We start from the raw sequence: 17497 nt of genomic DNA on the forward strand, positions 1-17497 counted from the left end.
CGTCAGCCGGTCACGGGCCCCGGCGTCCGTCGCCGAGCACCCGGTACACCGGCCGGAGCAGCTCGGCGACGGCTTCGCCGCCCACCGTGATCGCGAACGGCGGGGCCTGGTCCAGGAGCGCGTCGGACGACGTCCGCGGCCCGTGCAGCGGCGCCGCGCCACCGAGACCCGGAGCCTCACCGCAGTCGAAGAACGTGTCCATGACCTCGGTCAGGGCCGGCGACCGGTCGTCGGGATCGAGTGGCTCGGCGGAGACGAGCCGGTTCTTCAGCTCTTCGAGCAGCGTTTCGCGGTCCCGGCCGCGCAGCGCGAGGAGGGTGAACGGGTCGTCGCCGACCCGGGCCACGAGCGCGGTGAACACGGCGTTCAGGTGGCCGCACGGCACCTCGGCGTCCGGGCAGGTGCAGTCCAGGGACACCTCCCGCGCCGACGACGGGAACAACGGCAGCCGGACCGCCTTGAAGATCTGCTCGACGTCCCGGGGCAGCTCGCCGCTGAGCAACTGGACCGTCGCCGACGCTTTCGCGGCGAGGGCATGGGTGATCGCCGCCCAGTCCGCTTTCCCGAACGCCGTCAGCCCGATCCGCACCTGGTAGGAGCGCTCGTCCCGCACCTCGGCGTCGACGCGCCCGGCGCCGACGGCCAAGGACACGACGCTCCCCCGGCCCCGAGCGGGCAGGAGGACGCCGACCGCCGTCAACGCCCGGATGAACCGGGTCGCCCACCACGGGAGCGGCTCAGTCATCGATCGCCTCCTCCCCCAGGGTCAGCACCCCGCGCAGCGCGTCCGCGGACAGTTCGGTGAGCCCGCTTTCGCCCTCGCCGACGACCATCCCCGCGAGCGCGCGCTTCCTGGTGATCAGGGTGTCGATGCGGTCCTCGATGGTGCCCGGGCAAAGGAACTTCCGGACCTGGACGGTCCGGCCCTGCCCGATCCGGAACGCCCGGTCGGTGGCCTGGTTCTCGACGGCCGGGTTCCACCAGCGGTCCAGGTGCAGGACCTGGCTGGCGGCGGTCAGCGTGAGCCCGGAGCCGCCCGCTTTGAGCGAGAGCAAGAGGATCCGCGGCCCGTCGCCGGCCTGGAAGCGGTCCACGATCGCGTCGCGCGCCCCTTTTGCCAAGCCACCGTGCAGAAACGCGACTTCGGCGTCGAGCCGGTCCGTCAGGTGGGGCACGAGCAGGTGGCCGAATTCGGTGTACTGCGTGAAGCACAGCACCCGGTCCCCCGATGCCAGGATTTCCGCCAGGATCTCTTCGAGACGGGTGACCTTGCCGGAGCGGCGCCCGATCGGGGACCCGTCGTGCAGCAGGTGCGCGGGGTGGTTGCAGACCTGCTTGAGCTTCGTGATCGCGGCGAGGACGTTGCCGCGGCGCTTGATGCCCTGGCTGTTCTCGATCTTCTTCATCATCTCGTCGACGATCGCGCTGTAGAGCGTGCCCTGTTCGCGGGTGAGCCGGTACTCCTGCCGGATTTCGATCTTGTCCGGCAGCTCCGGGACGATCGCGGGGTCCGTCTTCACCCGGCGCAGCAGGTACGGCTGCGTGAGCCGGCGCAGCGTGGCGGCCGTGGCGGTGTCGCCGCCGCGCTCGATCGGGGCCGCGAACCGTTGCCGGAACTCGAACCTGCTGCCGAGCAGCCCGGGGTTGAGCAGGTCCAGCACCGACCACAGGTCCGCCAGCCGGTTTTCGACCGGGGTGCCGGTCAGCGCGAGGCGGTGCCCGGCCGGGAACCGCCGCACCGCCTTGGCCGTCGCGGTGTCGGCGTTCTTGACGGCGTGCGCTTCGTCGAGCACCAGCCGTCGCCAGGTGAACGTCTCGAGTTCGTCCGCGTCCCGGGCGGCGGTCGCGTAGGTCGTGACGACGAGGTCGGCCGCGGCGACCTGCTCGGCGAGCAGGTCGCCGTGTGCGCGGGCGCCGCCGTGGTGGGCGAGGACACGCAGCTCCGGGGCGAAGTTCGCCGCCTCCCGCTGCCACATGCCGACCAGCGACATCGGGCACAGCACCAACGTCGGCTTGCGATCGCCCTCGGAACGCTCGAGCGCCTCGAGAGCCAGCGTCTGGACGGTCTTGCCGAGGCCCATGTCGTCGGCCAGGCATGCCCCGAGTCCCAGCGACGCCATGAACGCCAGCCAGGCGACACCCCGCTGCTGGTAGGGGCGCAGCGTGGCGCGGAACGTCGGCGGCAGCTCGACCGGCCGCAGCCTCTGGGGAACCCGCTCGGCCAGGACGTCCCCGACCCAGCCGTCGGCGCTGACGCCGGTGACCGGGAGCGGCGTCTCCGGCCCGGCGTGGACGAGCTCCAGCAGCTCGGCCGCGGTGGGGCCCCCGGTGTGCCGGTGCGGGTCGCGGCGCAGGAACTCGAGGCCGGCGCGGAGGCGGTCGGCGTCGACGCTGATCCACCTCCCCCGCAGCCGCACCAGCGGAGTCTTGGCCGCGACGAGCCTGGCCAGCTCCTCCTCGCCGATTTCGGCGTCGCCCACCGCGATCGACCAGCGGAACGCGGCCAGCTCGTCGCGGCCCACCCGGCTGCGGGTGACGACCTGCTCCGACGGCGTGCTGCGGACGGAGAGCCGGAGCCCGAGCCGGCGCCTGCCATCCCAGGTGGCCGGCAGCTGCACCTCGAACCCGGCCTCGACCAGCCGGGTCGCACCCGAGGTGAGGAACCGTTCGGCTTCCTCGACGGTCAGGTCGTACTCGGCCGGCCGGGTCCGGCGCACGGCCGGCGCCAGCATCGGCTCGACCAGCGCGGCCCGGCCCAGTTCGGCGACCAGCAGCCCCTTCGGGTCCCGGACCAGCCCGTTGGCCTCGCCCGACCAGATCTGCCCGGCCGACAGCAGCAGGCTCGGATCGGCCGTCGACCGCAGGAGGAACTGCAGCTGCCACTTGGTGCCGTCGCCGGTCTGGTCGTCGGGGTCGTCCTCCGCCGGCCGACGCAGGGTGCCGACTTCGGCCAGCCGGAAGCAGGCCCGGCCGTCGACGACGTCGGTGTCGGCGACCTCGTCCCACTTCGCGACGGCGTCGGCCAGGACACCGAGCTCACCCAGCGGGAGCTCGACGCGGGGAAGGCCGCCCTGCAGAGCGGCCAACCACACGCCGGCCGCACCCTGGCCCCCGCCCAGGTCGACGGGCGGATCCGCGCGCGCCAGCCGGTCCCGGACCGCCGTGTCGACCAGGGTGTGCAGGGCATCGGTGACGAGCGCACGCGGCGAGGCCCCGGTGAGCGGCGCGACCTGCTCGGCCCGCCCGACCGGCGGCATGGCCGCGACCAGCGCGTCGAACGCGACGAAGTCGACGCCCTGCAGCACCGGGCGCCACCGGGCCTCCGCCGCGTCGCCCTGGCGGACCAGCGTCGGCAGGACCCGCCCGCGCCGCACCAGATCCGCGGCCAGGCGGGCGACCGCCCGCAGGTAGGTGACCGAAGCGCCGTACGACGCGGAGTCGTCGAGGTCGTCCAGCTCGGTGGCGTCCACGATCAACGCCGGCACCGACCACGGCCGCAGCGACGGCGCCGGGCCACGCCGCTTACCGCCCGTCGCCTCCGAGGAGGCGAGCGGCCGGTTCGCCCGCGACGGCAGCAGCAAGGTCGCCGAGGTGGGCTTGCCGGGGTGCAGAGCGGTCAGCTTCGCGCTGGAGACCGCGAAGGGATGCGGGAGCGCGATGTGCGCCGACCGGCTCGACGTGCCGGCCGGACCCCGGTCGTGCTCCGCCCACAGCAGCAGACCCCGGCCCGGGGACCACAGTGCGTGCACCAAGGGCAAGGTCGGGGGCTCCTTCGTCCGATCGGGGTTCCCCCAGATCGTCGCACGGCGGACGCCGCGTCACGGCGTCACCTCCGCGATCCTCGTGAAGGTGTTCTGCGCGGCCGCGACGACGATGCGCACCTGAGCCGTGGTCACGGGCGCCGGGAACGGGATCCACCGGGAGACGGCGGTGTTGCCGGTCACGTGGACCTGGTCGGCCCACTGGCCGCCGTCCCAGGTCTGGACGGTGAAGTCGGTCGGGACGCCGTCCGGGTTGGACGCGAAGCCGACGCCGGTCAGCGCGGTCGCGGCGGGCGCCGTGACGGTCAGCGTGTCGGGGTACCGGTTGTCGGTGTCGTCGTTCCAGAACGTCGCGAGGTCGTGGTCGATCGCGTTCGACGCCCCGTACGTCCGGGTCGCGCCGTTGACGACGTTCGGCGCGTGCTCGCTCGACGCCGCAGCCGTCGTGCCGCTCGCCCAGCTGCCGAACACCGGCACGGTCACCATCGTCTTCACCGCGTCTCCGCGAGGGGGCTTCACGGTGATGGTCACCGGGTACAGGCCGCTCTTGGTTCCGGCGGGCACGGTGATCCGCACGCTCCCCGGCGTCTCGGAAGTGGCCGGGGTCAACGGGATCGCGGTCGTCGTCGCGGTCCAGCCCGCGGGCACCTGCGCGCCGAGCGTCGCCTGACCGGCCACAGTGGACCGTCCTTCGACGACCACCGGGACGTCGCCGCTGCCGCCCGCGGTGATGGCGGCCGGGGTGCCCGTGGTGAGCGCGAGCCGGGTGAACGGCGTGCGCGGCGGCGTCACGGTGAACGTGTAGTCGCCCGAACCGGCGGTCAGGGTGAGCGTCTCGTCGTCGGCCCGGCCGACCGTCAGGCCGGGGTCGGACTGGGCGGCGTGGCCGTCGGCGAAGATCGTCCGCCCGCTCTCCCGCACCGTCGACTGCTTGCCGCCGAGCAACGGCAGCCGGATCGTCGCTTTCGCACCGACGGGAACCACCGCGTGGTAGGTGAGGGTGCTGCCGTCGCGCTGCCACGAGCTGGCGACGGTCCCCCGCACGGTCTGCTGCGACGCCGTCACGTGCGTGAGGTTCCCGGCGACGGCGGGTGCGAGGGTGAACTCGCGCCAGCCGGGCGAGCCGGGCTGGATGCCGGCCAGCTGCTGCTGGAACCACTGCCCGATCGCGCCGCCGAGGCCGATGTGGTCCTTCGACGACGTGCCGTCCGGCGCCGAGGAGTTGTCCCACTTCTCCCAGATGGTCCCGGGGCCCTGGTTCACCATGTAGCCGAAGCTCGGGTAGTCGGTGCGCTGGGCGATCGCGAGCGCGACGTCGTTGCGCTGGTACTTCCCCAGCGCCTGGAACACGAGCGTCGTGCCGACGAACCCGGTCGTGACGTGGTTCTGGTGGGCGGCGATGTCGCCGACCAGGCGGTCCACAGTGGACTGTTCGCGGCCGGCCGGGACGAGCCCGAAGACCAGCGGCAGGGCGTAGGACAGCTGCGTCCCGGTGCCGAAGACGCCGGTGTCGGCGGAGTAGAACCGCTTGAGGAAGCCTTGGGCGATCTGGCCGGACAAGGCGGTGTACTTCGCGGCGTCGGCCTGCTTGCCCAGGACTCCGGCCATCTTCGCGAGCAGCGTCGCGTCGAAGTACGAGAACCCGGTCTGGAAGTAGCCGTGCGGGGTGCTGACCGTCGAAAGCCAGTCGTCGCCCCAGGACGTCGGCGGGTCGACGACGACGTGGTCGGCGTCGCTGATCGTGCCGAGGTAGTCGACCCACGCCTTGACGTGGTCGTAGTGCGTCGCGAGCAGCTGCGTGTTTCCGTACTGGGTGTAGGAGTCCCAGATGATCTGCGGGTACGCGGTGCCCCACGCGGGGTCGGTGGACCAGTCGGTGCGGCCGTTGACCGGCGCGACCGAAGGGAGGCTGCCATCGGCGTTCCGGCTGGTCACCATGTCACCCAGCCACTTCGTGTAGAACGCCTGCATGTCGAAGTCGGCCATCGCCTCCTGGTCGGAGTCGGCGGCGTCGCCGAGCCAGCCGTGGCGTTCCCGCGTCGGGCAGTCCATCTGGATCGACTCGAGGTTGTTCAGCTGCGTCTGCGTGACGGCGGCCTGGATCCGGTCGAGCCCCGGGTCCGAGGTGCCGAACCGGCCCGTCGAGGCGACATCGGTGTGGATCTCCTGCGCGGTCACGGTGACGGCGGCGTCGTCGGGGACGCCGGTCAGCTCGGCGTAGCGGAAACCGGCGTAGTTGAAGTGCGGCAGGTAGGTCTCCGTGCCGATGCCGCTGAACGTGTAGTGGTCGGTCTGCCGGGGTGGTTCTGAGCCGTTGAAGCTGATGTTCGCGGTCGAGACGCGGCCACCGGCGTCGAGGATCTCACCCTTCTTCAGCGTCGCCGTCGTCCCGGCGGGCTGGGCCGCCCGCAGCGTCGCCTGGCCGGTGCGGTTCTGGCCGAAGTCGTAGACGCGCACCCCCGGCGCGGGTCGGGTTTCCTTGACCGGCGCGAAGTTCGCGACGATCCGGGTCGGCGGCGTGATGTCGGCTTGCAGCCGCGTGACGCCGCTGTCGACCACCGCGGGGTCCGGGCCGTGGACGCCGATCTCCGCCAGCCTGAACGTGCAGCTCGAGCCGGCGCAGGCGAGCTTCGTCGCGGTCACCCGGACGTACCGGCCGGTGACGTTCGCGGGCAGCGTGACGGCCGCGGTGCCCGGGTTGGCCTGGTCGGAATCCGTGCGATCGGCGACCGTGGTCGCGGTGGCGAACGCCGGGTCGTCGCTGACCTGGACGCGGTAGCGCACCGGGAAGCCGGCGCCGGGGAAGTCCCCCGCGGGGTCGTTGGTCGGCCGCGCCGGGAACAGCGCCACCGAGCCGATCTGCTGGGCCGAGCCGAGGTCGACCTGGGCCCATTTCGTGGTGTCGGCACTGGATTCGATGGCGGAGTGGAAACCCTCCGAGGCGTCGATCGAGCCGTCGATGCCGTCGGTCGCGGCCGCCGGGGACCAGCCGCAGCAGGAGGTCGTGTCCGACGCCGTCACCGGCTTGCCCTGCGCCAGGCTCTGACGGTGGGACGCGGGGGCGACGGCGTGCGCGGTGGGCCAGGCGGTGGCGTCGAACCCGGCCGCGTCCCAGCCCGCGATCTCCTTGCGGGCGTCGTAGGTTTCGCCGTAGTAGAAGTCGTCGCCGGTCACCGGGCCGGCGTGCGCCTTCCAGTCGGTGCCGGTGCCGAAGCGCGCGGTCGAGCCGTCGGTGTAGGTGACGTCGACCTGGGCGACGAGCGCCGGCCGGCCGGTGTACTGGCCCTTCCCCGCCATGAACGCGAGCGCGTTGCGGCCGGGCTTGAGCAGCTTCGTGACGTCGAGGTCGCGGTAGAGCACGCGCGCGGCGTAGTCGGTGACGGCGGAGTCGAGCACCTGCTCGGGCCGGACGCGGGCGCCGTTGACGTGCGGCTCGGCGACCCCCTGCGCGCCGAAGTACAGCCGGGCGCGGGCGACCGGCTTGGCGACGTCGAAGGTGCCGCGGACGAGCGCGCCGTCGTCGACCTGCAGCCACCACGCGGACCAGTCGGCCGGCTGGAGCAGGCCGGTGTCGAAGCGGGCGGGCGCCGACCACGGCGACTGCCGGCCTTCGCTGTTCCAGGTCCGCACCGACCATTCGTAGGTGCGGTCGCTGTCGAGGGCGGGTCCGGCGTAGGCGACGTCGACCGAGTTGCCCGAAACCACGCGACCGGAGTCCCAGTGGGAGCGCGGGCCGTCGACGCGGATTTCGTACGCCGTCTGGGTTTCCGCGCGGCCGGTGTCGTTCACCGTCCACGCCAGCGTCGGCCGTGGACTCCCCACCAGGACGTCCGACGCCTGGCCGTCGGCACGCAGCGCGGTCGGCGGCAGCAGGCCGCGGTGCGCGGGCTCCGCGCTCGCGGCCGTGGCGGGCACGACCGCCGCGGCGAGCGCGAGCGCGACGACGACGGCCCGTCTCTTCATCGAGGTTCCCGACCGCCGCATGACCGTCTCCCGCCGCTACTAAAACGTTTCAATCAGCCGAGGGACTGTCTACCGACAACTTCGCGGGGAAACAAGAAACGGCGTCGATCCTGTCCGGCTGACGCCGGAGAAGACACTCGATCAGCTCAGCGCGCCTTGTTCGCGCAGGCGATGCAGATCCGCGTCGCCGGGAGGGCCTCGAGCCGCTCTTCCGCGATCGGGCCGCCGCAGCGTTCGCAGGTTTCGTAAGTGCCGGCGCGGACGCGTTCCTCGGCGCGGTCGAGGTCCGCGAGGTCGTCCTGGGCCTGCCTCAGGAGGGCCTGGACCTGCGCCCGCTCGAAGGCGATCGTCACGCCTTCCGGGTCGTGCTCGTCGTCGTTGCTGGTGAACTCCGACGCCTCGACGATCCCGTCCCGCTGCCGGGCGAGGGCGGCGGCCAGCCGCGCGGTCTCGGCCCGCGCCCGCGCGATCAGGTCGAGCTGCTCCGCCTCCGTCATACCCCCAGCGAACCACGAAAGCTCATTTTTTCTCGCCGGCCCGTGTCGAGAACGGGCGATCGGCTCCGACCAGTGGGCATCGGCGGCCGAGATGGGCCGCCCACCACGACAGGAGCACGAACGATGACCCAGGTGACCGCCCAGATGTCGGTGTCCCTCGACGGCTTCTACACCGGACCGCGCGACCCGCGGCACCCCCACGACATGAGCGGCTGGATGCGCGGGCCCGAAGCGCCCGGCTTCTTCCGGGTCACCCGCTGGGCCGTCGACGCCGCGGCGTGGCGCGAGCGGCAGGGCTTCGCCGGCGGCGAGCGGTCGGCCGACTCGGAGATCGTCGAGGAGACCTTCGCGGCGGCCGGCGCCTACGTGATGGGCCGGCGGATGTTCGACGCCGGCGAGGTCCCCTGGGGCGACGAGCCGCCGTTCCACGCCCCGGCGTTCGTCGTCACCCACCGTCACCGGGAGGTGCTCGAACGCCAGGGTGGCACGTCCTTCACCTTCGTCACCGAAGGGCTCGAGCGGGCCGTCGAGCTGGCCCGGGACGCCGCCGGCGACAAGGACGTGGCGATCGCCGGCGGTGGGGAGCTCCTGCGCCAGGTGCTGGCCGCCGGGCTGCTCGACCAGCTCGACCTGCACATCGCCCCGGTGCTGCTGGGTGACGGCCAGCGCCTGCTCGGCCCCGGTCTCGGCCTCGGCCCCGACGAGGGCATCGAGCTGGTCCCCGTCCGGGTCGTCGAGTCGCCCGGGGTCACCCACATCCGCTATACCGTCACCGGGCGGTCGAAGCTGGTGCTGGACGATCGCGGGGCCAGTGGCGAACTGGTCGGCCGGTGAGAGAGGAACGAGCCGTGAAATACATGCTGCTGATCTACGGCAACGAGGAAGCCTTCACCTCGATCGGCGCGGAGAACCTCGCCGAGCTCATCCGCGAGACCGATGCCCTCAACCAGGAGCTGTTCGAGTCCGGTGAGCTGGTCGGCGCCTACGGCATGGCCGACCAGATGAACTCCAAGATGGTCCGGGTCGACGGCGGGACGCCGGTGGTGACCGACGGCCCGTACGCCGAGGCCAAGGAGTACCTCGGCAGCTTCACGATCCTCGACTGCGACAGCCTGGACCGGGCGCTGGAGATCGCGGCCCGCAACCCGTCGGCGCGCCACTGGGGTGTCGAGGTCCGGCCGCTCATGCACGAGGCCAACGTCGAGCCGTGACCGACTGGCAGGCCGTCCGGCGGCTCGTCCCGGAGGTGCTCGGCGCGCTGGTGCGCCGCTACGGCCAGTTCGACGCCTGCGAGGACGCCGTCCAGGAATCGCTGGCGGCGGCCGCGGCCCAGTGGCCGGCGGAGGGGTGGCCGGAGAACCCCCGGGCCTGGCTGGTGACGGTGGCGTCGCGGCGCCTCGCCGACCAGGTGCGCAGCGACGCGGCCCGTCGCCGGCGGGAGGAGGCCGACGCCCTCCGCACTCCGCCCGCCGGCGACGCCGGCTCCGCCGACGACGACACCCTCACGCTGCTGTTCCTGTGCTGCCACCCGGCGCTGACGCCGCCGTCGCAGGTCGCGCTGACCCTGCGGGCCGTCGGCGGCCTGTCGACCGCCGAGATCGCCCGGGCCTTCCTCGTGCCCGAGGCGACCATGGCGCAGCGCATCAGCCGGGCGAAACAGCGCATCAAGGCGGCCGGCGCCGGCTTCGACCTGCCGCCGCCGGCCGAGCAGGCGCAGCGGCTCGGCGTCGTGCTCCAGGTCGTCTACCTCGTCTTCAACGAGGGCTACACGGCGACGTCGGGGACACGGCTGGTGCGGGCCGAGCTGACGGCCGAGGCGATCCGGCTGGCCCGCGAGCTGCACCGGCTGGTCCCCGCCGACGGCGAGGTGGCCGGGCTCCTGGGCCTCCTGCTGCTGACCGACGCCCGCCGCCGGGCCCGGACGGCTTCCGACGGGTCGCTGGTGCCGCTGAGCGAGCAGGACCGGTCGCTTTGGGACGCCGAAGCCATCACCGAGGGCGTGGCCCTGGTGACCGCCACTCTGGCGAAGGGCCCGATCGGTCCGTACCAGCTCCAGGCCGCGATCGCCGCCGTCCACGACGAGGCGGCTACCGCCTCAGCCACCGACTGGCCGCAGATCCTGGCCCTCTACACGGTGCTCGAGCGCGTGGCCCCCAACCCGACGGTGACGCTCAACCGGGCGGTGGCGGTGGCCGAGGTCCACGGCGCCGCGGCGGGGCTGGCCCTGCTCGACGCCCTCTCGGCCGACGAGCGGATTTCCGCTTCGCACCACCTGGTGTCGGTGCGAGCCCACCTGCTGGAGCTGGCCGGCGACCACGACGCGGCGCGCACGGGCTACCGCGAGGCGGCCCGCCGCACCACGAGCGAACCCGAGCGCCGCCACCTCCTGACCCGCGCCGCCCGGCTGGGGTGACCGGCCGCCCGGCACGTCGTCACGCCGGCATCAGCCGGATCCGCTGGTCCAGGTTGCGTTCGACCTCGCCGCGGCTGTACAGCAACGGGAACGACCCGCCCGAGGCCCACAGCGCGTTCAAGTCGCTGTAGTGCGGGCTGCGCGGGTCTCCCGACTGCCCCGGTGCGTTGATCGCCGCCGAGCCGTTCCAGTTGCCGACGTCCAGGGCCATCTTGAACGTCGCCCCGATGATCTGGGCGTACGTCAGCGGGTGGAAGAACGACGGGTGGATCGTGTGGTAGTCGCCGCCGATCGGGGTGGGACCGACGTTCGGGCTGCCCAGGGGGTGCTTGAACTCGTTGTGGTGCAACGTGCCCCAGTGCCACGTCGAGGGGTCCGGGCCGAGCTGGCCGGCGACGTCGCGGAAGGCCACCGGCAGCGAGGTCAGGATCAGCTGGTCGCGCACCGCCGCGCCGTCCGGGCCGAGCCAGTTCGCCGGGTCCTTGAAGGACGCGATGATCAGGCTGAAGTCGGGGTTGATGGTGCGGACCAGTGCGTCCGCCGCGGCCTGCGGCAGCACCGCGTGCGCCCAGACGTAGTGCAGGTACTTCATGATCCACGTCTCGTACAGCGCGGCCGCCGGCGAATCCGCCGACGCGACGCCGTCCCAGCCGCGCAGCAGCTCCAGTGCCTTCGCGGTGTCCGGGTCCGTCGACGACAGCCCGCGCACGAACTCCACGAGTTGCGTGGCCACCAGCGACTTCTCGTCCTTCTGCAGCGCGAGCGAATCGGCGACGGTCGCACCCGGCTTCGACTCGATCAGCTCGTCGATGCGCTGCTTGCGGTAGGGCAGCTGCCATTCGTAGTTGGACACCACCGGGTGCCCCGGCGGGATGTTGAAGTCGTTGGCCGAGGCGAAGTACCCCGACGGCGGGTTGTACTGGCCCGGCAGCTCGCTGTTCGCGTAGAAGCCGTTCCAGTCGTAGCGGCCGTCGCCGGGGACGGGCAGCAGGCCGTCGTAGTCCGCGCCGGTGCGACGCGGCGTCAGCCCCGCCGGGACGTAGCCGATGTTGCCGCGCACGTCGGCGTAGGCGAGGTTCGAGCCCGGCGTCCCCCAGGTCCGCATGCCCGCGGTGAACTCGCCGAAGTTCTTGGCCCGCTGGTAGTTCAGGCTACCCAGGTAGGCCGACGCGCCCGGCTGCGTCCACGCCGTGCGGACCGCGAACGCCTTGTGCGCCGCCTCGTCGACCTTGACGATCGGGCCGTGCCGGGTGAAGGACAGGTCCTTGGTGACCGGCGTGCCGCCGCGCACCGCGATGGGCTCGGTGACCGTGGTCATCTTCTCCCAGCCGGTGCCGTAGCGGTAGCGGGTGGGGTCGTCCGGGTCGAGGTCGTAGACGTAGAGGTCGGTCTGGTCGATCGGCAGGTTGGTCAGGCCGAACGCGATGTTCTCGTTGTGCCCGATGGCGATTCCGGGGTTCCACGGCTCGCCCGCGCCGGCGAGGTTCAGCCCGGGGGCCGACAGCTGCGCGACGTACCGGCCGGACGGCAGGGCGTCCGCGCCGCGGTGCGGGTCGTTGGCCAGGATGGGACGCCCCGACGCGGTGCGCCCCGGCCCGATCGCCCAGGCGTTGCTGCCAGCGGTCGCGTCGGCGATGTCCTTGGTCTCGGTCCGGAAGCCGCTGCCGGTGAAGTTCACCGCGGCGGTCGCGAGGTCGTACACCTTGAGCACGTCGTCGGGCACCGAGCACGGGTCGAGCCCGGCGGGCACCGCGGCCTCGTGGTCCGGGTGGAGGGAACGCAGGTAGCGGCTCGCGCCGGGGCCGGCCAGGCAGACCAGCTTCGCGCGGGCGACCTCCCACATCAGGTTCTCGCCGATGGCGTGCGTGCGGATCCGCACCACGTCCTGCGGGCGCCAGTGGGCGGGCTGGTAGCCGAGCTTCGCGAACTCCGGCGGGAGCGCGGACGGGTTGCGGCCCAGCCAGTCGACGTAGGAGTTGATGCCCTCGGCGAACCGGGTGGCGGCCAGCCTGCCCTCCGGACCGTAGGACGCCCACTCGGCGTCCATGTCACCGCGGTAGAGGAACAGCCGGGCGGCGCGATCCTGCTCCACATAGGACGGACCGAGCACCTCGCTGAGCATCCCGAGCCCGCGGCGGCGCCAGGTGTCGACCTGGAACAGCCGGTCACGGGCGATGTTGAAGCCCTGGGCGAAGAAGAGGTCACTGGTGTCGGCCGCGTAGATGTGCGGCACGCCCCACTTGTCGACGAGCAGGTCGACCGGCCGGTGCAGCCCGGCGACGGCGTACCGCGGCCCGGTCGCGGCTGCCACGCCCGGAATCGGCGCCAGGCAGAGCACGACCAAGGCGAGGATCAGGCCGCGGAAGACCGGCCGGCGTGGGGACATGGGAATCTCCTCGTTCGGGAGTCGAGTCCGGGTTAGTCCGATATGTCTACCGGCCGCCGGCCCGCTCCCACGAGCCCCTTAGGGGTTGGCGGCTAGCCGGATGCCGGCCCCGGAAACGCCGTCCCAACCGGTTCCACCAGCACACTTTCCGGGTCCTGCGGGTCGTACCGCACCGTCACCGCCGCACCGCGGGACGGTGCCTGGAACAGCGAGGTCACCATCGTCGCCACGACCGTGCGGTCCCCCGTCTCCGTCGGGAAGCGGACGTGGACGACGAACCGCGGGTTGCCCATCACCCAGACGTTGGTGAACTCGACGTGCACCACCTGACCGGTGACCTGCCGCCCCCGCTGCCGCAGCCCTTCCACCCGGTCGTCCGCCTCCGCCTGCCGCAGGAACGCCCGCAGCAGCACCACGATCGTCACCAGCGCCACCAGCGCGGCCACCGCCGGGACGAGGTACGGCTCGTAGTAGACGACCCAGTCCACGTCCGACCACGGCTCCGCCTCGCCGTCGAGGAACGGCAGCCGCTGTCCCACCGACTCCGGCGGGGTCCACGACGGGATCGCGACGCCGCCGCCCAGCGCCACGCCCAGTGACGCCGTCAGCGAGCCCGCCCGGAAGCCGAGGCCGACGCCGTCCAGCGACAGCCCGGCGCTCCAGAGCATCGCGAACCCCAGTGACGAGGCCACCGTCACCGCCACGCTGAAGAACAGCACCAGTGATGCCGCCGAGCCCGCGTCGGCCCCCCACGCGTCGAGGCGGTTCAGCGACATCAGCCGGAAGCTGTCCAGGATCCCGAGCGACCCGGACCAGCCCGCGGCGGCCCAGGCGAGCGTCGTCGGGATCCCGAGCAGCCACAGCCGCCGCGCGGACCGGCGGCCCCGCCGGGGCGGGTCCACGAGCCCGGGAACGAATCCGAACACGGCGGCCGCCTAGTCGATCGGGCCGAACACGGCGACCTTCGCCGGGTCGGCGGGGTCGACGCGGGCGTCGTGCCGGGTGCCGGGCGCGTACTGCTGGATCGTCGCCTGCGGCGTGATCAGCGGGGTCACCGTCCGGTAGGTGGTGCCGTCGGCGCGGGTGACCTCCAGTGTCGCCGTGTACCGCGCCTGCCCGGCAACGGTCCGGCCGGTCGGCTCCAGTGCGCGGATCACCAGCGTGGCCGGCTCGCACGTGTCGTACAGCCGTCGCAGCTCGGAGCCGTAGGCCTGCAGCTCCTGCTGCTGGCGCAGCTGCTCCTCGGGCGGCAGCGCGATGAACGCCGCCAGGTCCGGGTCGGCGGCCATGCCCCGCATCGCCTGCGCGGCCAGCTGCGGCGTCGGCAGCTGCGGGGTGATGTCGTACCCCTGCGCCGCCGCGGCCTGCCGGAACTGCTCCGCGTGCTGCCGGAAGTCCTGTGCGCCGCGAGCCATGCCCTGCTGGGTGGCCTCGTTGACCTTGTCGCGGATCTTCTTGAACATCGGTCCCGCCTTTCGCCGTGTGGTGTGCACACAGCTTCGGGCGGGCCGGCCGCTACCGAACCCAGGTTTGCCCGTCGTCGGAGGCATCGAGGCAGGTCAGAGCGGCCCAGAAGACCGGCGAGCAGTCCGGCTCGGCCCGTTCGCGCCACCGTGCGAGCCGGGTCCGCTGCCACGCGCAGAGCTCGGCGACCGGGTCGTCGCCGGCCAGTGCCGTGTCGACGGCGATCACCAGCTCGGCCATCGGGTCCGCGCCGGGCACCGCCGCCGACGTCGGCAGCGCCCACACCGTCGCGGCCGCCAGCCGGGCCCCGGCCGCGACGGCCGCGAGCAGCACGCCGAACGGCTCGGCCAGGCCGAAGTCACTCGCACTGGCACAGCCGATCAGGGCCACCCGCGCCGGCATCGCGACCACTTCGGACAGGGCGAGGTCCGCGGCGGTGAAGGGCCGGTGCGCACCGATCGGCGCGGCGGTACCTGGCAGCTCGGCCGCACAGGACAGGTGCAGCGCCGTCTGCGCGCCGTGGTCGTCGCGGACCTGGCTGACGTGCCCCACGAACACCAGCCGCGAGCACGGCTCGGCCAGCAGCCGCGCGAGCAGCCGCCGGTCGGTGTCGGTGCGGCGGACCAGATCGAGGCCCCGGGTCGCGGCCGGCCGGACCGGACCGCCGGCGAGCCGCGCGTCGAGGTGGCGGATCAGCGGCGACGCCGGATCCTGCTTGCCCAGCACCGAGCCCAGCTCACCGAACGCGCTCTGGCCGGGGATCCGCGGGTCGAGCAGGTAGACCGGTGGCCCGGGCGGCGCCGGTGTCCGTCGCGGGATCCCGACGGGAGCGAGCAGCGAAACGTCGGCGACGTCGAGGACGCGCTCGTCGCCGTCGAAGCAGCTGCCTTCCGCGCCGGGTTCGAGCGCGTGGTCCGGCCGCCGGTCGGGCAGGGCGAGCAGCCCCCACGGCACCGCGGCGAGGCTCGGCGACGGCTGGACGCGCAGCAGCGGACGCCGTCCGTCGGCGGCGGCTTCCCGCAGTCGTGAGACGAGGTCGGCCGGCAGCAGGTTCAGGCCGAGCACCCGGGCCAGCCGTTGTTCGCCGGCGAACGCTGTCAGCGCTCGCCCGACGGCGTCGGGGACGCTCTCGCCCTCGTGCGGCGTCGGGGACGCGGCGTCCAGGTACTCCCGCGCCGTCGCGACCAGGACGGCGTCGACCGGGTGCGTGTGGACGTCGTCGAGGTCACCGGTGGTCCGCCAGGTGAGGTAGGTGTGCCCGGCGTCGGCGTAGCGCAGGAGGAACGTCTCCCGCTCGGTGTCCGGCCAGGTGCGCACGACCGGGGTCTCCTCGCGGGACAGGGAGTATCGCTCGGCGGCGACGTCGAGCCAGCGGTCGAGCTCCATCGGCGAGCCCGGGGACCACCGCAGGGCGGGCGGCGGGGCCAGGCGCAACGGCAACGACGCCGTGACGGTGCCCAGTGCGGCGAGCGGAAGCCGGTCACCGGTGGGCGCCACCTCGAGCGAAGGCACCGTCCCGGTGAGGTCGAGCGACGGTCCCTCCGTGTAGGCCCCGACGGCGCAGGTGCGTTCGATCAGCTCCGCCGCCAGCCTCGGCTCCTTCAGCCGGGCCAGCACCGCCATCAGCAGTGCGGTCGCCGGTCCCGCGACGTCGCGCGCCCACGCCGTGCGAGCCCGCGGCGACGTGAACTCGAAGCGGTAGTCCGCCGCCGCCAGTGCCAGCGGCAGCAGCAGGTCGAGCAGCCCGCGCGGGTCGTCGCCGCGGGCGTAGCCGATCGTGGCCGCGACGAAGTCCGTGTGCAGGCACTCCAGCCACTCACCGGACGCGCGCGCCGACTCTCGCGCTCGCGTCGCGTGGTCCTCGGCCGTCTTCCAGTCACCCTCGGCCGCGGCGCACCGGGCCAGCGCCACGTCGAGCCGGCGCAAACCGGGCGTGTCTTCGTGGGCCGTCCAGATCTTCCCCGCGTGCTCGAACTGGTCCCGTGCCTGCCGGGCGTCGCCCGCGAGCAGCAGCACCGTCCCCAGCGCGTGGCTCGCCTCCGCCACGTCGCCGGTCGCGCCCGCCGCCGCGAGCTCGTCGCGGGCGGCGACGATCGCCGCCACCGCGCCCGGGAAGTCGCCGCCCGACGCCCGGTCGGCGGCCAGTTCGATGGCGTACTTGGCCGAGTGGCCGGTGGCGAGCCGGACCAGATCGGCGCGCGCGTCGGCGTCCTGACCGCCGGCCCGGCGCAGGCGGGCGCGTTCGGCCTGGGCCATCGCCTTCAGGGAAGGCTTCCGCTCGCAGGCCGGCTCGCTCAGGATCTCCTCGAGCGCGCTCAGCGCCCCGGCCGGATCCCCGGCGGCGACTCGGACGCGCGCCTCGAGGATCCGCAGCTCCAGCTCGTCCGTGCCGTCCGGGTCGAGCAGTTCGGGCGGGTACTGCTCCGGTCCGGCCGCCTTCCGCAGGGCCGCCCGGTGCCGCTGTCCCGCGATCAGCTCACGAGCCCGTGCGACGTCACCCTCCTCGGTGGACAGCGAGATCAGCACGCGATCGGCCACCTCGCGGGACCCTTCGAGCATCCTGATCTCGGCGTACTGTCCGAAGTGGACGGCAGCGGCCGTGCTCACCCGGAAGGCCGCGAGGACGGCTTCGGCGCACTGCCGGGCGTTGCGCAGGTCGCCCGCGGAGTAGCAGACCGTCGCCAGGTCGCTGACGGCCGCGAGTTCGAGATCGCTGCGGTCCAGCTGGTGCGCGAGCTGCCGCATCCGGCCGTACAACCGTTGTGCGCCAACGATGTCCCGGGCCGCGGCGAGCCGCTTGGCCTCCTGCTGGACCTCGACGGCCTCGCCGTGCAGTTGCCGGTACTCGGCCTCGGTGAGCGAGCACGCGGGCAGTTCGCTATAAGCCGCCGGGTCCAGGCCGAAGTGCACAGCGACGCAGCGGCAGTTGTAGCCGTGCGAACTCGCCCCGGCCAGCTCGTCCGGCAGGGGCCGGTCCGGCGGGGTGAGCGGCGGCGGCAGCCCGGCGAGCACG

General features: G+C 73.2%; 11 protein-coding genes. 3 read left to right on the forward strand and 8 right to left on the reverse strand.

Annotated features, from left to right (window positions below; genetic code table 11):
• Positions 1-10: 10 nt before the first annotated feature.
• The 4 genes from ACZ7OU_RS38865 to ACZ7OU_RS38880 form a co-directional block, all read right to left on the reverse strand.
• Positions 11-745 carry an SWIM zinc finger family protein gene (locus tag ACZ7OU_RS38865; RefSeq protein WP_470259140.1) on the reverse strand — a complete coding sequence of 245 codons (735 nt, stop codon included), beginning with the start codon at positions 743-745 and terminating at the stop codon, positions 11-13.
• A complete protein-coding gene (locus ACZ7OU_RS38870; RefSeq protein WP_470259141.1) occupies positions 738-3758 on the reverse strand; it encodes a DEAD/DEAH box helicase in 3021 nt (1006 codons plus the stop codon). The genes ACZ7OU_RS38865 and ACZ7OU_RS38870 overlap by 8 nt, the downstream gene beginning before the upstream one ends.
• 60 nt (positions 3759-3818) lie before the next feature.
• Complete coding sequence (locus tag ACZ7OU_RS38875) at positions 3819-7724, reverse strand: family 78 glycoside hydrolase catalytic domain (protein WP_470259142.1); 3906 nt, start codon at positions 7722-7724, stop codon at positions 3819-3821.
• 146 nt (positions 7725-7870) lie between these two features.
• On the reverse strand, positions 7871-8221 hold the full coding sequence (locus tag ACZ7OU_RS38880) for a TraR/DksA family transcriptional regulator (RefSeq protein WP_470246350.1): 351 nt from the start codon (positions 8219-8221) through the stop codon (positions 7871-7873).
• Between the two features lie 123 nt (positions 8222-8344).
• Here ACZ7OU_RS38880 and ACZ7OU_RS38885 point away from each other — a divergent pair, with 123 nt between their 5' ends.
• The 3 genes from ACZ7OU_RS38885 to ACZ7OU_RS38895 are packed head-to-tail and all read left to right on the forward strand — an operon-like array spanning position 8345 to position 10634.
• Positions 8345-9055, forward strand: coding sequence for a dihydrofolate reductase family protein (locus ACZ7OU_RS38885; protein ID WP_470259143.1), 711 nt, complete (start codon positions 8345-8347; stop codon positions 9053-9055).
• A gap of 23 nt (positions 9056-9078) precedes the next feature.
• Complete coding sequence (locus ACZ7OU_RS38890; RefSeq protein WP_470259671.1) at positions 9079-9432, forward strand: YciI family protein; 354 nt, start codon at positions 9079-9081, stop codon at positions 9430-9432.
• Entirely contained in the window at positions 9429-10634 is a 1206-nt protein-coding gene (locus tag ACZ7OU_RS38895) for an RNA polymerase sigma factor (protein ID WP_470259144.1), read from the forward strand. The genes ACZ7OU_RS38890 and ACZ7OU_RS38895 overlap by 4 nt, the downstream gene beginning before the upstream one ends.
• A gap of 19 nt (positions 10635-10653) precedes the next feature.
• Here ACZ7OU_RS38895 and ACZ7OU_RS38900 read toward each other — a convergent pair whose 3' ends face one another.
• The 4 genes from ACZ7OU_RS38900 to ACZ7OU_RS38915 form a co-directional block, all read right to left on the reverse strand.
• Entirely contained in the window at positions 10654-13020 is a 2367-nt protein-coding gene (locus ACZ7OU_RS38900) for a penicillin acylase family protein (protein ID WP_470259145.1), read from the reverse strand.
• A gap of 92 nt (positions 13021-13112) precedes the next feature.
• The gene (locus ACZ7OU_RS38905; protein WP_470259146.1) at positions 13113-13946 is read right to left on the reverse strand and encodes a DUF3592 domain-containing protein; all 834 of its coding nucleotides are present in this window, start codon (positions 13944-13946) and stop codon (positions 13113-13115) included.
• Between the two features lie 9 nt (positions 13947-13955).
• The gene (locus ACZ7OU_RS38910; RefSeq protein ID WP_470259147.1) at positions 13956-14483 is read right to left on the reverse strand and encodes a hypothetical protein; all 528 of its coding nucleotides are present in this window, start codon (positions 14481-14483) and stop codon (positions 13956-13958) included.
• Positions 14484-14535: 52 nt separating this feature from the next.
• Positions 14536-17496, reverse strand: coding sequence for an ATP-binding protein (locus tag ACZ7OU_RS38915; RefSeq protein WP_470259148.1), 2961 nt, complete (start codon positions 17494-17496; stop codon positions 14536-14538).
• Between the last annotated feature and the right edge of the window lies 1 nt (position 17497).

The organism is Amycolatopsis sp. NPDC114505, assembly GCF_055633615.1.

Bases quoted from the DNA above. Each gene is read 5' to 3' on its own strand.
- ACZ7OU_RS38865 (WP_470259140.1), bottom strand. From the start codon at position 745: ATGACTGAGCCGCTCCCGTGGTGGGCGACCCGGTTCATCCGGGCGTTG.
- ACZ7OU_RS38875 (WP_470259142.1), bottom strand. From the start codon at position 7,724: ATGAAGAGACGGGCCGTCGTCGTCGCGCTCGCGCTCGCCGCGGCGGTC.
- ACZ7OU_RS38880 (WP_470246350.1), bottom strand. From the start codon at position 8,221: ATGACGGAGGCGGAGCAGCTCGACCTGATCGCGCGGGCGCGGGCCGAG.
- ACZ7OU_RS38885 (WP_470259143.1), top strand. From the start codon at position 8,345: ATGACCCAGGTGACCGCCCAGATGTCGGTGTCCCTCGACGGCTTCTAC.
- ACZ7OU_RS38890 (WP_470259671.1), top strand. From the start codon at position 9,079: ATGCTGCTGATCTACGGCAACGAGGAAGCCTTCACCTCGATCGGCGCG.
- ACZ7OU_RS38900 (WP_470259145.1), bottom strand. From the start codon at position 13,020: ATGTCCCCACGCCGGCCGGTCTTCCGCGGCCTGATCCTCGCCTTGGTC.
- ACZ7OU_RS38910 (WP_470259147.1), bottom strand. From the start codon at position 14,483: ATGTTCAAGAAGATCCGCGACAAGGTCAACGAGGCCACCCAGCAGGGC.